This is a genomic window from Sphingomonas sp. Leaf412 (assembly GCF_001425405.1).
Taxonomy (GTDB): domain Bacteria; phylum Pseudomonadota; class Alphaproteobacteria; order Sphingomonadales; family Sphingomonadaceae; genus Sphingomonas.
Window position 1 is genome coordinate 619,448 of the sequence record NZ_LMQP01000001.1, and the last position, 16,774, is coordinate 636,221.

Here is a 16,774-nt window from a genome sequence, read left to right on the forward strand (position 1 = left end):
GGCGAGGGGGGATTGCGATGATTCGGGCAAGCTGTCTGTGCGGGGCCGTCCGGCTGGAGATATCGGGTGCGCCGCGGTCGTTGAGCTATTGCCATTGCAGCCGCTGCCGCAAGGCGGAGGGCGTGTTCGCCTGCGTCATGATCGGTGCGGCGGGCGATCTGTCCATCGTGGCGGGGGCCGAGCGGATCCGGCGTATCGAGCCGGCGCCGCCCTTCACCCACCGACGCGCCTTCTGCGGCGATTGCGGATCGGCGCTGGGGGAGTTGCACAGCGGCGGCATGTACATTCTGGCGGCGTCGACGCTGGACGACGATCCCGGCATCCGGCCGAGCGCGCACATCCATGTCGCGTCGAAGCCGGACTGGTACGAGATCACCGACGGGCTGAAGCAGTTCGCGGGCGACTATGTGCCGCCGTCCTAGGGCCGATCAGCATTCGGATGGCGGGGTGAGATGTTCGCGCGGAGGCGCCGAGGACGCGAGGGAGTAAAGTGTAACGCGGACCGGCACTTCCTTCATCGAAGCAGCGACGTCGGCCCGGCCGGTAATCGGCGCTTCGATCAGCCCGGTGCGCGACACCTCCGCGTCCTTCGCGCCTTCGCGTGAACCCCGAACTTCCTTGCGGCTTCGCGCGAACACCCTCCGCCGGCAAATCGCCTTTCGATCAGCCCTAATTCTTCAAGCACCCCAGTGCCGCGGCGTCGATGGCGGTCGCGGCGCCGGACAGGGCGTAGGCGTCGGTCAGGGGGCGGCCGGTGCGGTCGAGCGTGGAGAGCGTCATGCCGCGCGCGCCACGCATCGCGGCCACGATCGCGCGGTCGGTGGCGGGATCGGGCGCGCGGGCGGTGGTCGCGTCGCCGACCAGCGCGAAGCGGCGGTCGTCGATCGCGAGCGTCAGCGTCGCCGCGGGACTGCGCGGGCGCGACAGGCGCAGGTGGAACGTCCGGACACTGCCCGCCCCCGCGGCGACGCCGGCGAAGGCGCCGCGCCGGTCGGGGCTGCCGTCGGGCAGCAGCGGCTGCGCGATCGCATAGCAGCGGCGCGGCGCATCGTCGGCGAAGGCGGCCCAGCGGTCCCAGGCGCCGATCGCGACCCGCTCCCCCGCCAGCAGCAAGGCCAGCGCCAGCATCATGCCCCCGCCCTCATGCCGGCCACCTCATGCCGACCCCGTCACGCCGGTCCCGTCACGCGGGCGCGTGGCCGGTGCCGAGGTGGACGACGCGCTCCACGCCGCCCGCGAGCATCGTCACCGTCCCCTGCGGATGGCCGGGCAGGATCGGCGCGCCCACGCCGCCGACCGGCGCGCCCGTCGCGACGCCGCGCAGCACGCGGCTGGAGATGCCGTGCATCACGACCAGCCGGTCGCCCGCGTCCGCCGCCGTATCCGCCAGCCAGCCGCCGACGCGGATCGCGATGTCGGCATAGCCCTCGCCGTCCGGCGCCTGTTTCAGCAGGCCGCCGGGCTGCACGATCTCCCCGAACTCGGCCGACAGGTCGGCATAATAGCGGCCGCCCCAGCTGCCCATGTCGATTTCCGACAGGCGGGCATCGGTCCTCGCGTCATGCCAGTCGAGGTCCAGATGCTCGACGATCACCGCCAGCGTCTGGAGCGCGCGGCCGGTGGGCGAGGCCCAGAGCGTCAGCGCCGGACGCGCGCCCACTTCGGCGCGCAGGGCCCGCCCCATCTCCTCCGCCTGCGCGAAACCCGCGCGGGTCAGCGGGGTGTGCGGCGCATCGCCCTGCATCCGGCGGGCGGCGTTGAAGACGGTTTCGCCGTGGCGCGCGACGAAATCGCGGCCGGCGCGCGACACGGGATCGGGGAAGGCGGTCATGGGACGAGCGTGTCCGTCGCCTGTTGCGTAAAGGCAACGGTTTTCTGCGTTTAGGTGAGGTTCATGCAACCGGCGGGGCCCTCGCCTATTTGACGCATCCCGCGCACCGGACGTCTCCGGCCATGCGCGAACGATCAATGGAGTGATCCCATGCGTAAGACCCTCATCGCCGCCACCGCGGCCGCCACGATGCTTTCCGCGCTGCCCGCCGCGGCGCAGGAGATCGCCCCCTTCACCGGCGCGCGCGTCGAGGCGCTGGTCGGCTACGACAACCTTCAGGACGGCGGCGACGGCGATTCCGACGGCCGCGACGGCGTGACCTACGGCGCGCTGGTCGGCTACGACATGCAAGCCGGTGGCCTGGTCGTCGGCGTCGAAGGCGAGGCGACCGACAGTTCGCTGCGCGCGCGCAGCCGCAACAACTTCGTCGTCGGCGACAGCCTGCGCCTCGACGCGGGTCGCGACCTGTATGTCGGCGGCCGCGTCGGCTACGCCATCTCGCCGCTGGCGATGATCTACGCCAAGGGCGGGTATACGAACGCGCGCATCGAAAGCCGCTACACGACCACCGCGGGCAACGTGACGTCGACGGTCACGAACAAGGACGACCTGGGCGGCTATCGCGTCGGCGCGGGGCTGGAATACAATATCTCGCCCACCGCGTTCGTGAAGGGCGAGTATCGCTATTCGCACTACGGCGACCTGGACGGCATCGACATCGACCTGGACCGCCACCAGTTGATGGCGGGCGTCGGCTTCCGTTTCTGATCGCCGGACCGATCGGGCGCTTCCGATCGCCGGACCGATCGGGGCGAATGCGCCGGGGTGGTGCAATTATCCACACCGGCGGCAGGAAAGAAGGGTCGGGGCGCTTGCTCCGGCCCTTCGCTTTTGGCTAGGAAACCGACCGAGTTGCCCCTGGAATTGCCGGCGGGCCGGGGGACGTGGACGAGATGAAGGCGACCATCGAACGCGCGACGCTGCTGAAGGGACTGAGCCATGTCCAGTCGGTGGTGGAGCGGCGCAACACGATCCCGATCCTGTCCAACGTCCTGATCGAGGCGACGGCGGAGGGGCGGCTGAAGCTGATGGCGACGGACCTCGACCTCCAGATCAACGAATCGATCGCCGCGGCGGTCGACCAGCCGGGCGCGACGACGGTGTCCGCGCACACCCTGTTCGACATCGCGCGCAAGCTGCCCGAGGGGGCGCAGGTGTCGCTGACCGCGGCGGACGGGCGGATGGCGATCGTGGCGGGGCGCGCGCGCTTCAGCCTGGGCACGCTGCCGCGCGACGATTTCCCCGTCATCGCGGAAGGGGAATTGCCGACGCGGTTCGAACTGCCGGCGGAGACGCTGAAGCAGATCATCGACAAGACGCGCTTCGCGATCTCGACCGAGGAGACGCGCTATTACCTGAACGGCATCTTCCTGCACCTGGCGGACGGGATGCTGAAGGCGGCGGCGACCGACGGCCACCGCCTGGCGCGCGTGACGGTGGCGAAGCCCGAGGGGCTCGATGCGATGCCCGACGTGATCGTGCCGCGCAAATGCATCGCCGAGCTGCGCAAGCTGCTGGACGAGGTGGACGGTTCGGTCGGCGTGTCGCTGTCGGCGACGAAGATCCGGTTCGACCTGGGCCCCGCGGTGCTGACCTCGAAGCTGATCGACGGGACGTTCCCGGACTATACGCGCGTGATCCCGACGGGGAACGACAAGATCCTGAAGATCGACCCGAAAAGCTTCATGCAGGGGGTCGACCGCGTGTCCACCATCGCGACGGAGAAGACGCGCGCGGTGAAGATGGCGCTGGACCGCGACCGGATCACGTTGTCGGTGACCAGCCCGGAAAACGGCACCGCGGCGGAGGAGGTCCCCGGCGACTATGCCGCCGCACCGTTCGAGATCGGTTTCAACAGCCGGTACCTGATGGACATCTTGGGGCAGATCGGCACCGACGTGGTGGAAATCCACCTGGCCGACGCCGCCGCCCCGACGCTGATCCGCGAAGGCGACGATGCGGCGGCGCTGTACGTCCTGATGCCGATGCGAGTTTAATTCCTTCGTCATGCCGGGCGCGTCCCGGCATCCATGGGTCCGCAAGAACACCGGCCGTTGGTCTCGCGGCACGATGGACCCCGGCACAAGGCCGGGGTGACGGGGTGGGTGCTGCGCGATAGTCCGACTCGCAAACGTCCTGTGAATGCCACCGGTCGCCGGTCGGACCGCTGTCATCACGCGACCGTCGTAACAGTGGGTGCCGCCATGCCGGGTTTGTCCCGGCACCCACCGCGCCGCGGGAGCATCGGCCGTTGGTCTGGCGGCACGATGGGCCCCGGCACGAGGCCGGGGTGACGGGGTGGGTGTGGCTACTGGTCCGACGTTCGCGACTGTTCAGCCTCCGCTTCGTTCGCCCTGAGCGTCGTCGAAGGGTATGCGCGGCGCTTGGGCTTCGACTTCGCTTAGCCCGAACGGACCGAATAGGCGTTCGTCTATAGCGGTTCGCGCCACCGCTTGACCTCGATCAGGGCGTTTCGGCGGAACCCGAATCGTTGGCCGTCCGTATCGACCGCCTCATGTCTACTTCCCCCAAATCCCTGTTTCCCTGGACGCATCAGTCGCAGGCGGAGCTGGAATCGCTCCTGTTCGCGCATGTCGACGACCGTGCCTTTCCCTGCGTCGGCGCGAAGGCGGCGATGGCGAAGGGGACGCTGAACGTCCTGGCGTGCGACCGGATCGACAGCGCGTGGGACGATCTGCGCATCCACGATTCGCTCATGCGTCTCGCCGCCGACTATCGTGCGGCGCCCGCTTTGTTCCGCAGCTTCGCGGTCGTGTTCGACCAGCCGCGCGACCTGTCGGAGCCGGAGTTCGAGGCGCTGGTCTGGAAGCGCGTGCAGTCGCTGTCGGACAAGGACGTGTGGCGGGGGCAGGAATATGATCCGCGGGTCAGCGCCGACCCGGACGATCCGCATTTCTCGCTGAGTTTCGGGGGCGAGGCGTTCTTCGTCGTCGGGCTGCATCCCAACGCCTCGCGTCCCGCACGCCGGTTCGCGCGGCCGACGATGGTGTTCAACCTGCACGACCAGTTCGAGACGCTGCGCGCCGATGGCCGGTACGAGCCGATGCGCGAGAAGATCATGGTGCGCGACGAGGCGGTGGCGGGGACGCGCAACCCGATGCTGTCGCGCCACGGCGAGACGAGCGAGGCGCGCCAGTACAGCGGGCGCGCGGTCGACGGCGAATGGCGCTGCCCGTTCCAGTATCAGGGCGCCGCGGGTGAGTGAGACGCACGTCATCCCGGTGCGCAGCGGGGCGGCGTTCGAACTAGCCGCCGGGCAGACGCTGACCGTCTTCGATCCCGAGGGACGGCAGGTCGCGGACCTGCTGGCATACAATCGCGCCGACGTGCGCGAGGTCGTGTCGTCGGGGCGGACGCTGGATTATGCCGAGACGATCCGGCTGACGACGGGGCATGTGCTCTATTCCAACCGGTCGCGCGCGATGCTGGAGATCGTCGGCGATACGGTGGGGGTGCACGATTTCCTGCTGACGCCGTGTTCGTTCGATACGTTCCACCATTTCTACCCCGACCTGCCGCCGCATCGCGGGTGTTTCGGGAACCTCGCCGCGGCGCTGGCGCCATGGGGGGTGACGGAAGACATGATCCCGGTGGCGTTCAACTGCTTCATGAACGTGCCGGTCGATGCCGCGGGGCGGTTGTCGGTGTTGCCGCCGGTCAGCACGGCGGGGGATTCGATCGTGTTCGCGGCGAAGATGGACCTGGTGATCGGGCTGACGGCGTGTTCGGCGCCGGCGAGCAACGGGGGGTCGTTCAAGCCTATTCATTATCGGGTGGATTGAGGGCTCGTTCTCCCGCGAAAGCGGGAGTCCAGAGTTACGGGCGTTGCCGTGTGTAGCTCTGGACTCCCGCTTTCGCGGGAGAACACCTAGCCACCCGCGTTCAGGTTGATCTTCTGCCCGTTCACATATTCGGCGTCGGCCGACACGAAATAGGCCACCGCCGCAGCGACATCTTCCGGCGTCGAGACGCGACCGAAGTGGGATTTCGCGTCGAGGTCGTGGATGTCGGCGACGCCCATCGTCGCCTTCGCCAGCCGCTCGCCCATGTCGGTGACGGTCAGGCCGGGCGCGACGATGTTGGTGCGGATGCCGTTGCCGCGCTCCTCCTTCGCCAGCGTCAGCGCGAGCGCCTCCATCGCGGCCTTCCCCATGTTGTACGGCGCGCCGTTCGCCTGATGATGCAGCGTGGCGACGGAGGAGATCATGACGATGTCGCCGCGGGGACGGGCGCGCATGGACGGCAGGACCAGCTTCGACAGGACGTGCGGGGCCAGCGCGTGGGTGCGGATGACGCGATCGAGTTCGGCGGGGTCGGTGTCCGCCACCGATTGCCCGCGGCTGGCGATCCCGGCGTTGTTGACGAGGATGTCGACGGCGCCAAAGTCCGCGACGATCGCGTCGACCATCGCGGCCGCATCCTCGAACCGGTCGACCGAGCAGCCGTAGGCGCGGGCGCGGCGGCCCAGGCCCTCGATCTGCGCGACGACCTCGGCCGCGGCGTCGGCGTCGCGGCGGTAGTTCACCGCCACGTCGGCGCCGTCGCGCGCCAGCCGCAGCGCGATCGCGCGCCCGATCCCGCGCCCGCCGCCGGTGACCAGTGCGACGCGTCCGTTCAGATCGTTCATGCCGTCTTCCTCGTATAATCGGGGCGTCGCTTTTCGAAGAAGGCGGCGATGCCCTCGCCGAAATCGGGGCTGGTCGCCGCCAGGATCTGGTTGCGGTCCTCCATCGCGATCGCCGCCTCCAGGCTGGGGGCGTCGAGGCTCATGCGCAGGCATTCCTTGGTCAGGCGCAGGCCGAGCGGCGCGGTGGTCAGCATCTGGTCGATCAGCGGTTCGGCCGCCGCCGCCATCTGGTCGTCGGGAACGACGCGGCTGACAAGGCCGACCGACAGCGCACGGTCGGCGTGGATGAAATCGCCGGTCAGCATCAGTTCGGCGGCGAGGCTGGCGCCGACCAGTCGCGGCAGGAAGTAGCTGACCCCGATATCGCACGCCGATAGCCCGATGCGGACGAAGGCGGCGTTCATGCGTGCGCTTTGCCCGGCGATGCGGATGTCGCTGGCCAATGCCATCGCGAAGCCGCCGCCGCAGGCGGGACCGTGGACGAGGCTGACGATCGGTTGCGGGGCGTAGCGCATCCTGAGCACGATCTCCGCGATCGACCGCTGGTGGCGCAGGCGGTCGATCGTGTCCCAGCCCTCGCGTCCGCCGCCTTGCAGGTCGAGCCCGGCGCAGAAGGCGCGGCCCGCGCCCTTCAGGACGACGATGCGGACGTCGCGGTTCGTGGCGAGCGCGCCGAAATAGGCGGACAGTTCCTCCACCATCGCGTCGTTCAGCGCGTTCAGGTGATCGGGGCGGTTCATGGTCACCCACTCGACCCCGCCGCGTCGGTCGACCTGGATCGTCTGCCAGTCGGTCATTGCTCTCTCCCTATCGGAAGGAAGGTGGCATAACTGATGTTATGCCGCAATCGGTCGTCGAATGTGCCTCCGCGAAGGCGGAGGCCCAGACTGGGTCCCCGCCTTCGCGGGGACACAATGGGTGACGGCGCGTGTGGGGCGGGGCACAAGGGGCGATGCCCAGTTTTCGTCGTGTCACGCCTGTCGGCTCCTCGATCATCGACCGCGCGATCGTCGGGGAGCAGCCGGTGGCGATCGAGGTCAACGGCATCGGGCATGCGGTGATGATGGCGACGCCCGCGGACCTGGAGGATTTCGTCACCGGCTTCGCGTTGGCGGAACGGATCGTCGATGCGGTGGGAGAAATGGAAGGGCTCGACCTGCATGCCACGCCGCAGGGGACGGTCGCGCGATTGTGGGTCGCGCGGGCGCGGGCGGCGGCGGTCCACGCGCGGGCGCGGCGGCGGACGTCGGACAGTGCGTGCGGCCTGTGCGGGATGGACAATCTGGAGGCGGTGCATCGCGCGCTGCCGCGGGTGCCCGCCAGCGGGGTCGCGCCGGCCGCGATCTTCCGCGCGCTGTCGGCGATGCGGGGGCATCAGCCGCTGAACGCCGCGACCGGGGCGGCGCATGCGGCGATGCTGTGCGATGCGGACGGCGCGGTCCGGCTGGCGCGCGAGGATGTCGGGCGGCACAATGCGTTCGACAAATTGATCGGCGCGATGGCGCGGCAGGCGCTGGGGTGGGACGGCGGATTCGCCCTGCTGTCGTCGCGCTGTTCGTACGAGCTGGTGGAGAAGGCGGCGCTGGCGCATTGCCCGATGCTGGTGACGGTGTCGGCGGCGACCGACCTGGCGCTGGCGCGCGCGCGGGCGGCGGGATTGACGCTGGTGCATTTGGCGCGCGACGATGCGGTGCTTTTCAGCGATCCGGACGTTTGAACGCGCATGGCCACACAGCATGACGATCGCCCCGATTTCACTCCCTATCCCGGCCCGTCGGGCGGCTGGGGATCGCTCCAGTCGGTGGCGGAGATCGTGCCGCGCGAGAAGAACGTGGTGGAGACCGGCAAGGAATTGCTGCGCCAGAACAAGCACGACGGCTTCGCCTGCGTCAGCTGCGCCTGGGCCAAGCCGCATCCGCCGCACCCGGTCGAGTTCTGCGAGAACGGCGCGAAGGCGACCGCGTGGGAGATCACGAGCCAGCGCGTGACGCCCGATTTCTTTCGGGCGAACACGCTGACCGCATTGCGCGCGTGGAGCGATTACAGCCTCGAGGAAGCGGGGCGGTTGACGCATCCGATGCGGTACGACCGCGCGACCGACAAATATGTCGCGGCGACGTGGGACGAGGCGTTCGCGTCGATCGGGTCGCGGTTGAAGGGATATGATGCGAAACAGGTCGTCTTCTACGCCTCCGGGCGAGCCAGCCTGGAGACGTCGTATCTGTGGCAGTTGATGGCGCGGATGTACGGGAACCAGAACCTGCCCGACAGTTCGAACATGTGCCATGAATCGACGTCGGTCGGGTTGAAGACCGCGATCGGCGTGCCGGTGGGGACGGTGCGGCTGGAGGATTTCGAGCACACCGACTGCATTTTGCATTTCGGGCAGAACGTGGCGACGAACTCGCCGCGGATGCTCCACGATTTGCGTTCCGCGCGGAAGCGGGGGATCGAGCTGATCGTGTTCAACCCGCTGAAGGAACGCGGGCTGGAGCGGTTCACCGATCCGCAGAACCCGATCGAGATGGCGACGCGCAGCGAGACGCAGATCGCCACGCAGTACAACCAAGTGCGCGCGGGCGGCGACCTGGCCGCGATGATGGGGATCGCGAAATGGCTGGTCGAGCATGACGCGGTCGATGCGGCGTTCATCGCCGAGCATACGCACGATTACGACGCCTTCGCCGCGAAGACGCGGGCGACGACGTGGGACGAGATCGAGCGCGAATCGGGGCTGACGCGCGCCGCGCTGGAGAAGGCGGCAGCGACCTATGCCAAGGCGAAGGCGACGATCGCGATCTACGGCATGGGGCTGACCCAGCATGTGAAGGGCGTCGACAATGTCCGGATGCTCGTGAACCTGTTGCTCATGAAGGGGAATATCGGGCGGCCGGGGGCGGGGCCGTGCCCGGTGCGCGGGCACAGCAACGTGCAGGGGCAGCGGACGGTCGGCATCACGGAAAAGACCGAGCTGGCGCCGGTGGCGGCGTTGAAGGAGCGCTACGGGATCGATTCGCCGACCGAAAAGGGGCTGGATACGGTCGAGGCGTGCGGCGGCATCATCGACGGGACGGTGAAGGCTTTCCTGTCGCTGGGCGGCAATTTCGTCCGCGCGGCGCCGGAGACGCGGTTGCTGGAGGAAGGGTGGGCGAACCTCGACCTGTCGGTGCAGATCGCGACGAAGCTGAACCGCAGCCATCTGATCCCCGCGGCGGGGGAGACGTGGCTGCTGCCGTGCCTGGGCCGGATCGAGCGCGACTATCAGGCCACGGGGGCGCAGACGGTGACGGTCGAGGATTCGACCAGCGTCATCCATCCGTCGGTCGGCAAGGTCGATCCCGCGGGGCCGCACCTGTTGTCCGAAGCCGCGATCGTGGCGGGCATCGCGACCGCGACGCTGCCCCCCAATCCGGCGGTCGAATGGGATGCGTGGGTGGGCGACTATGCGCTGATCCGCGACGAGATCGCGGCGGTGTTCCCGCATTTCTTCGCGCGCTTCAACGAACGGCTGAAGGAGCCGGGCGGGTTCTGGAAGGGGAACAAGGCGGCGGAGCGGGTGTGGGATACCGAATCGGGGAAGGCGGAGTTCCTGGTTCCCGACACGCTGAACGCCACGGGCTTCGCGGACCGCGCGGCGCGGTATCGCCTGCTGACCGTGCGGTCGAACGATCAGTTCAATACCACCATCTACGGCTATTCCGACCGGTTCCGCGGGATAAACGGCACGCGGCAGGTGGTGTTGATGAACCGCGACGACATGCGCGCGCTGGGCGTGGCGCAGGGGCAGAAGGTCGCGCTGGCGGGGGATGCGGACGACAATGTCGACCGGCGCGTCGAGGGGTTGATGGCGGTGGAATATGATGTGCCGCGGGGCTGTGTCGTTGGCTACTATCCGGAGTGCAATCCGCTGATCGCGCTGGCGCATCATGCGGACGAGAGCCACGTGCCTGCGGCGAAATCGGTCCCGGTTCGGGTGGTGGTGTGATCGGATCCTCCCCGAGCTTGCTCGGGGAGGGGGACCGGCACGCGCAGCGTGCTGGTGGAGGGGCTTGCGGAGCGCTGCCAAAGCCCCTCCACCATGCTGCGCATGGTCCCCCTCCCCGTTCCGGGGAGGAATGAGAAACGCTTGACCCTCCCTTCGACATAACAGATGTTACGTCGAAAGAAGGAGAGGGCATGAAACTCGGACCCGATATCGCGGCGATCGTGACCGGTGGCGCATCCGGACTGGGGCTGGCGACCGCGAAGGCGCTGATCGCCGAGGGCGTGAAGGTCGCGCTGTTCGACAAGAATGCCGACATCGGACCCGGCGTCGCGGACGAGATCGGCGCGACCTATGTCGAGGTCGACGTCATGGACCAGGCGTCGGTCGACGCGGGCTTCGCCACCGCGCGTGCGGCGAACGGGCAGGAGCGCATCCTGGTCAATTGCGCGGGCGGCGGGTTCGGCGGGCCGAACAAGACCGTCGCGCGCAGCAAGGAGGACGGCAGCATCAAGCCGTATCCGATCGAGAATTACGCGAAGACGATCGAGCTGAACCTGATCGGCAGCTTCCGCTGCATCGTCGGCAGCGCGGCGGGGATGATGACGCTGGAACCGACCGCGGACGGCGACCGCGGCGCGATCGTCAATACCGCCAGCGTCGCGGCGGAGGACGGGCAGATCGGGCAGGTCGCCTACACATCCGCGAAGGCGGGGATCGTCGGCATGACGCTGAACGTCGCGCGCGACCTGTCGGGCGAGGGCATCCGGTGCAACACGATCCTGCCCGGCATCTTCGACACGCCGTTGCTGGGCCGGGCGAAGCCGCAGGTGAAGGCGGCCCTGTCGGCGATGGTGCCGTTCCCGAAGCGGCTGGGCCTGCCGGAGGAATATGCGCGGCTGGCGATCGAGATGCTGCGCAACAGCTATTTCAATGGCGAGGACGTGCGGCTGGACGGCGCGATCCGGATGCAGCCGCGGTAGATCGGATTCGGGGACTGGATTGGCAAAGCACCCGTTCGGGCTGAGCGTAGTCGAAGCCTAAGCGCCACGCATATCCTTCGACTTCGCTCAGGGCGAACGGAGGGTGGGAGGATTAGAGAAGATGAACTTCGATTATTCCGACGATCAGAAGATGCTGAAGGACGAGGCGCGCAAGTTCCTTGCCGCCAAATGCCCGACGTCGGTGGTGCGCGGGGTGCTCGATGACGCCGCCCGGCATTACGACGAGGCGCTGTGGAAGGGCGTGGCGGAGCAGGGCTGGCTCGGCGCGGCGATTCCGGAGGCATATGGCGGGCTGGGGCTCGGCCATGTCGAACTGTGCGCGCTGGCGGAGGAATTGGGGCGGGCATGCGCGCCGATCCCGTTCGCCTCCACGGTGTATTTCGTCGCCGAGGCGCTGATGCTGTTCGGCAGCGAGGCGCAGAAGCGGAAGTGGCTGCCGAAGATCGCGGCGGGCGAGGTCATCGGCGCGTTCGCGACGTCCGAAGGGCCGGGCGCGATCGGACGCGTGAAGACGAAGGCCACGGGCGGGCGCGTGACGGGGACGAAGATTCCGGTCACCGACGGCAATATCGCGGACCTGTTCGTCGTGCTGGCCGAGGACGGCCTGTACCTGGTCGAGGGGCCGGTGGCGGCGGACGTGCTGGAGACGCTGGACCCCACGCGCAACGCCGCGCGCGTGACGTTCGACAACCCGGGCGAGCGGCTGGGCAGCGACGACGGCGCATCGGCGATGCAGGCGGTGCTGGATCGCGCCGCGGTGCTGCTGGCGTTCGAGCAGCTGGGCGGGGCGGACAAGGCGCTTGAGATGGCGAAGGCCTATGCGCTCGACCGTGTGGCGTTCGGGCGGCAGATCGGCGGATACCAGGCGATCAAGCACAAGCTGGCCGACATGTACGTGAAGAACGAGGTGGCGCGGTCGAACGCCTATTACGGCGCTTGGGCGCTGGGGACGGGGGCGGCGGAACTGCCGCTGGCCGCCGCCACCGCGCGCGTCGCGGCGTCGGAGGCGTTCTGGTTCGCGTCGAAGGAGAATATCCAGACGCATGGCGGGATCGGCTTCACCTGGGAGGCGGACCCGCAGCTTTACTATCGCCGGTCGCGGCAGCTGTCCCTCGTCGCGGGCGCGCCCGCGGTGTGGAAGGAGCGGCTGGTGAGCCAGCTGGAAACGAGAAACGCCGCATAGGCACAACCTCCGTTCGCCCTGAGCGAAGTCGAAGGGCATGCGCTTAGGCTTCGACTTCGCTCAGCCCGAACGGAAGTGAGAGGATCGTACCCATGGACTTCAACGACACCCCCGAGGAAGCCGCCTATCGCACCGCGGCGCGCGACTGGCTCGCCACTAATGCCGCCGAGCACAAGGCGCAGGCGCATGCCGACGACATGGCCGCGGCGCGCAGCTGGCAGGCGCGGAAAGCCGCGGCGGGCTATGCGCAGATCACGTGGCCGAAGGAATGGGGCGGAGGCGGCGGCACGCCGATCCAGTCGGTGATCTTCGGCCAGGAAGAGGCGAAGCACCCGGTCCAGTACGGCTATTTCACGATCGGGCTGGGCATGTGCGTGCCCACCGTCATGGCCTTCGCCGACGATGCGACGAAGCAGCGGTTCGTCGGCCCCGCGCTGCGTGGTGAGGAGATCTGGTCGCAGCTTTTCAGCGAGCCTGCGGGCGGATCGGACGTGGCGGCGATCCGCACGAAGGCGGTGCGGGACGGCGACGACTGGGTCGTGAACGGGCAGAAGGTGTGGACGTCGGGCGCGCATTACAGCGATTACGGCATCGTCCTCGTCCGCACGAACCCCGACGTGCCCAAGCACAAGGGCCTGACGATGTTCTGGCTCGACCTGAAATCGCCGGGCGTCGAGATCCGGCCGATCCATCAGATGTCGGGGGGCTCGAACTTTAACGAAGTGTATTTCACCGACGTGCGCATTCCCGATTCGCAGCGGCTGGGGAAGGTCGACGACGGCTGGAAGGTCGCGCTCGTGACGCTGATGAACGAACGCCTCGCGGTCGGCGGCGGCGGGGGTGCGGGGCCGAAGGAGATCATGAAGCTGGCGCGCGAGGTCGCGCAGGGCGACGGCACATTGCTGAACGATCCGGTCTTCCGCCAGCATCTGGCCGACTGGTGGGTGCAGGCGGAGGGGCTGCGCAACACGCGGATGCGCACGATCACCGCCTTGAGCCGCGGGCAGACGCCGGGGCCGGAAAGCTCGATCGGAAAGGTCATCGCCGCCAACCAGTTGCAGGACATCGGCAATTCCGCGGTCGAGGCGCTGGATCAATACGGCATCATCGTCGATCCCGCGCTGGCGCCGATGAAGGGGCTGTTCCAGTCCGCGACGCTGAACGCGCCGGGCCTGCGGATCGCGGGGGGGACGGACGAGATCCTGAAGAACATCATCGCGGAGCGCGTGCTGGGCCTGCCGGGGGAGATCCGGACGGACAAGGACGCGGCGTTCAAGGATCTGCGGTAGGGATTGTGTTCCTGCGCACGCAGGAACCCAGGGTCGCGGGCTTTCCCGTTTGTAACTCTGGGTTCCTGCTTTCGCAGGAACACCGGTGCCGCTTGAAACCTCCCGCGCCCTTCCCGCATTAGACCTCCCGAAAACGGGAGGATTCCGATGTATCGCCACCTGCTGCTTGCCAGCGTCCTGATCGCCGCGCCGGTATCCGCGCAGTCCATCTCCGCATCGGACAAGGCGCAGGGGGCGCAGGCGAACCCGCAATTGCTGGCGGAGTTCGGGGGCAAGTACGAGGGGCCGCAGGCGGCGTATGTGGAGCAGGTGGGCAAGCGCGTGGCGCTGCAATCGGGCCTGTCCAATGCGCAGGGCGACTTCACCGTCGCGCTGCTGAATTCGCCGGTCGAGAACGCGTTCGCGATCCCCGGCGGCTATGTCTACGTCACGCGGCAATTGCTGGCGCTGATGAACAGCGAGGCCGAGCTGGCGAGCGTGATGGGGCATGAGGTCGGCCATGTCGCCGCGCGCCATTCCGCCGGGCGCAACCGGACGGCGACGATCGGCGGCGTGCTGGCCAGCATCGTCGGCGCGGTCGCGGGCAATGGCACGATCGGGCAGTTGGCGGGCAGCGCGGCGCAGCAGGCGGCGGGGCTCTACACGCTGAAATACGGGCGCGACCAGGAATATGCCGCCGACGGGCTGGGGGTGAAATACATCACCGCCGCGGGCTATTCCCCCTATGCCGCGGCCGACATGCTGACGCAGCTGAGCGCCGCCAGCACGTTGCAGGCGCGGGTCGCGGGGCGCGACGCCAACGCCATGCCGACCTGGGCGTCGAGCCATCCCAACAGCCTGGACCGGATCCGTCGCGCGGAGCGGCTGGCGCAGCAGACCGGGCGGCCGGACACGCAGGGCGGGCAGGACACCGCCTTCCTGCGGCGACTGGACGGGCTGCGCTACGACGACGATCCGCGGCAGGGGACGGTCGACGGACAGACGTTCCGGCATCCCGACCTGCGCGTCCGCTTCGCCGCGCCCGCGGGCTATACGATCGCCAACGGCGCGGACGCGGTGACGATCGCGGGCAGCGGGGGGCAGGCGCAGTTCCGCACCGCGCCCGCGACCGGCGACCTGCCCGCCTTCATCGCCGCGCGCTTCCGCGCGCTGGGTGCGGCGGCGGGGGGCGAGGTCAGGACGGGGACGGTCAACGGCATTCCCTATGCCGCATCGACCGTCGGCGCGACCGCGAGCAACCGCCCGGTCGATGCGACGATCGTCGCCTACCGCTTCCCGTCCGCGACGCATTATTTCACCGTCGTGACGCCGCGCGGCAGCGGGCTGGGCGCGTTGCAGCCGGTGATCGCCAGCGTGGCGCCCTTGTCCGCGCAGGACGCCGCCGCGATCCGCGGCAAGCGGATCCGCATCGTGACGGTGAAGGCGGGCGACACGGTGGACAGCCTGTCGCGGCAGATGGCGTATCCGACGTTGCAGCGCGATCGCTTCCTGACGCTCAACGGCCTGGAACCGAACGAGGCCCTGCGCCCCGGCATGCTGGTAAAGGTCGTGGTCGCGGGGTAGGGATTCGGACCCACAGCCGGCAACGGTCGTGACGGGCCGATATCGGCCCGGCTACGCGTCTGCGCTGTGGCTCCTTGCCGGCGGGCTTTTCCGGACGATCCCGACCATTGCCAGCTATGGGTCCGAACCCTAAGCCACGCCCATCATGCACCGTCCCGCGCTTTCCGTCGTCATCCCCTGTTACAACGAGGAGGCGACGCTGCCCTTGCTGCATGCCCGCGTGGCGGCGGCGGCGCGCGCGGCGGTGGGGGACGATCACGAGATCGTGCTGGTCAACGACGGGTCGCGCGACGGCAGCTGGCCCGCGATGCAGGCGCTGGCGGCGGCGGACGCCCGCGTCGTCGCGATCAACCTGTCGCGCAACCACGGGCACCAGCTGGCGCTGACCGCGGGGCTGGACCTGTGTTCGGGGCAGCAGATCCTCATCATCGACGCCGACCTTCAGGATCCGCCCGAACTGCTGGCGGACATGCGCGCGATGATGGCGCGGGAGGGCGCGGACGTGATCTACGCCGTGCGGCGCAAGCGCGACGGGGAGACGTGGTTCAAGCGCGCGACCGCCGCGTTCTTCTACCGCTTCCTCGACCGCGTGACCGACACGCCGATCCCGCTGGACACCGGGGATTTCCGGTTGATGACGCGGCGCGCGCTGGACGCGCTGCTGGCGTTGCCGGAACAGGCGCGCTTCATCCGCGGGATGGTGGCGTGGGTGGGGTTCCGGCAGGTGCCGTTCGCCTACGACCGGGCGGAGCGCCATGCGGGCGAGACGAACTATCCGCTGGCCAAGATGGTGCGGCTCGCGCTCGACGCGGTCACCGGCTTCTCCACCGCGCCGCTGCGCTGGGCCAGCCATCTGTCGGTGATCCTGGCGGGATGTTCGTTGCTGCTGCTGTTCTATATCGCGTGGGGATATTTCAGCGGGGAGCGGGTGCAGGGGTGGACGTCGACGATGCTGGTCGTGGTCGTGCTGTCGTCGATCCAGATGTTCGTGCTGGGCATGATCGGCGAGTATCTGGGGCGGCTGTATATCGAGGCGAAGCGGCGGCCGCTGTACCTGGTGGCGGATATCGCGGGGCCGGTGCACGGCCGCGCGACGCTGGGGTTCCAGGCGGAGGAGACGCGGATCCCGGATGCGCTGGTGGCGAGCGACGAGCCGGTGGGGTGACCCGCCCCGTCATTGCGAGCGTAGCGAAGCAATCCAGGGTTTCGCGCGG

The 16,774-nt window shown here is 68.7% G+C and carries 16 protein-coding genes; 12 read left to right on the forward strand and 4 right to left on the reverse strand.

The window, feature by feature from the left end:
- The first annotated feature begins 17 nt into the window (after window positions 1–17).
- Window positions 18–422, forward strand: coding sequence for a GFA family protein (locus ASG29_RS02925; protein ID WP_082515569.1), 405 nt, complete (start codon window positions 18–20; stop codon window positions 420–422).
- 247 nt (window positions 423–669) lie between these two features.
- On the opposite strand, the gene ASG29_RS02930 is transcribed toward ASG29_RS02925, so the two are convergent.
- Together ASG29_RS02930 and ASG29_RS02935 are read right to left on the reverse strand one after the other, a co-directional pair.
- On the reverse strand, window positions 670–1,131 hold the full coding sequence (locus ASG29_RS02930; protein ID WP_082515570.1) for a hypothetical protein: 462 nt from the start codon (window positions 1,129–1,131) through the stop codon (window positions 670–672).
- A gap of 52 nt (window positions 1,132–1,183) precedes the next feature.
- Entirely contained in the window at window positions 1,184–1,831 is a 648-nt protein-coding gene (locus tag ASG29_RS02935) for a histidine phosphatase family protein (RefSeq protein WP_055979841.1), read from the reverse strand.
- A 150-nt stretch (window positions 1,832–1,981) separates the two neighbouring features.
- Between ASG29_RS02935 and ASG29_RS02940 the strand changes: the two genes are divergently transcribed.
- The 4 genes from ASG29_RS02940 to ASG29_RS02955 all read left to right on the forward strand — a co-directional run bounded on the left by ASG29_RS02940 (window position 1,982) and on the right by ASG29_RS02955 (window position 5,694).
- Entirely contained in the window at window positions 1,982–2,599 is a 618-nt protein-coding gene (locus ASG29_RS02940) for an outer membrane protein (protein WP_055979844.1), read from the forward strand.
- 185 nt (window positions 2,600–2,784) lie between these two features.
- Entirely contained in the window at window positions 2,785–3,888 is a 1,104-nt protein-coding gene (dnaN, locus tag ASG29_RS02945) for a DNA polymerase III subunit beta (RefSeq protein ID WP_055980779.1), read from the forward strand.
- Window positions 3,889–4,406: 518 nt separating this feature from the next.
- Window positions 4,407–5,117, forward strand: a complete 711-nt coding sequence (gntA, locus tag ASG29_RS02950; protein ID WP_055979847.1) for a guanitoxin biosynthesis heme-dependent pre-guanitoxin N-hydroxylase GntA — start codon at window positions 4,407–4,409, stop codon at window positions 5,115–5,117.
- Window positions 5,110–5,694, forward strand: a complete 585-nt coding sequence (locus ASG29_RS02955; RefSeq protein WP_055979850.1) for a DUF1989 domain-containing protein — start codon at window positions 5,110–5,112, stop codon at window positions 5,692–5,694. The genes gntA and ASG29_RS02955 overlap by 8 nt, the downstream gene beginning before the upstream one ends.
- An 86-nt stretch (window positions 5,695–5,780) precedes the next feature.
- Here the strand turns inward: ASG29_RS02955 and ASG29_RS02960 are convergent, their stop codons facing one another.
- Window positions 5,781–6,539 carry an SDR family NAD(P)-dependent oxidoreductase gene (locus ASG29_RS02960; RefSeq protein WP_055979853.1) on the reverse strand — a complete coding sequence of 253 codons (759 nt, stop codon included), beginning with the start codon at window positions 6,537–6,539 and terminating at the stop codon, window positions 5,781–5,783.
- On the reverse strand, window positions 6,536–7,336 hold the full coding sequence (locus ASG29_RS02965; protein WP_055979856.1) for an enoyl-CoA hydratase/isomerase family protein: 801 nt from the start codon (window positions 7,334–7,336) through the stop codon (window positions 6,536–6,538). Before ASG29_RS02965 ends, ASG29_RS02960 begins: the two co-directional genes overlap by 4 nt.
- A gap of 155 nt (window positions 7,337–7,491) precedes the next feature.
- On the opposite strand from ASG29_RS02965, the gene fdhD reads away from it, so the two are divergent.
- The 7 genes from fdhD (at window position 7,492) to ASG29_RS03000 (ending at window position 16,725) form a co-directional block, all read left to right on the forward strand.
- Window positions 7,492–8,256, forward strand: a complete 765-nt coding sequence (gene fdhD / locus ASG29_RS02970) for a formate dehydrogenase accessory sulfurtransferase FdhD (RefSeq protein WP_055979859.1) — start codon at window positions 7,492–7,494, stop codon at window positions 8,254–8,256.
- Window positions 8,257–8,262: 6 nt separating this feature from the next.
- Entirely contained in the window at window positions 8,263–10,524 is a 2,262-nt protein-coding gene (locus tag ASG29_RS02975; RefSeq protein WP_055979862.1) for an FdhF/YdeP family oxidoreductase, read from the forward strand.
- A 191-nt stretch (window positions 10,525–10,715) separates the two neighbouring features.
- The gene (locus ASG29_RS02980; protein WP_055979864.1) at window positions 10,716–11,504 is read left to right on the forward strand and encodes an SDR family NAD(P)-dependent oxidoreductase; all 789 of its coding nucleotides are present in this window, start codon (window positions 10,716–10,718) and stop codon (window positions 11,502–11,504) included.
- A gap of 121 nt (window positions 11,505–11,625) precedes the next feature.
- Complete coding sequence (locus ASG29_RS02985) at window positions 11,626–12,708, forward strand: acyl-CoA dehydrogenase family protein (RefSeq protein WP_055979867.1); 1,083 nt, start codon at window positions 11,626–11,628, stop codon at window positions 12,706–12,708.
- 92 nt (window positions 12,709–12,800) lie between these two features.
- The gene (locus ASG29_RS02990; RefSeq protein WP_055979870.1) at window positions 12,801–13,997 is read left to right on the forward strand and encodes an acyl-CoA dehydrogenase family protein; all 1,197 of its coding nucleotides are present in this window, start codon (window positions 12,801–12,803) and stop codon (window positions 13,995–13,997) included.
- A 147-nt stretch (window positions 13,998–14,144) separates the two neighbouring features.
- Entirely contained in the window at window positions 14,145–15,560 is a 1,416-nt protein-coding gene (locus ASG29_RS02995) for a M48 family metalloprotease (protein ID WP_055979873.1), read from the forward strand.
- A 145-nt stretch (window positions 15,561–15,705) separates the two neighbouring features.
- The gene (locus ASG29_RS03000) at window positions 15,706–16,725 is read left to right on the forward strand and encodes a glycosyltransferase family 2 protein (RefSeq protein ID WP_055979875.1); all 1,020 of its coding nucleotides are present in this window, start codon (window positions 15,706–15,708) and stop codon (window positions 16,723–16,725) included.
- Window positions 16,726–16,774 lie beyond the last annotated feature (49 nt).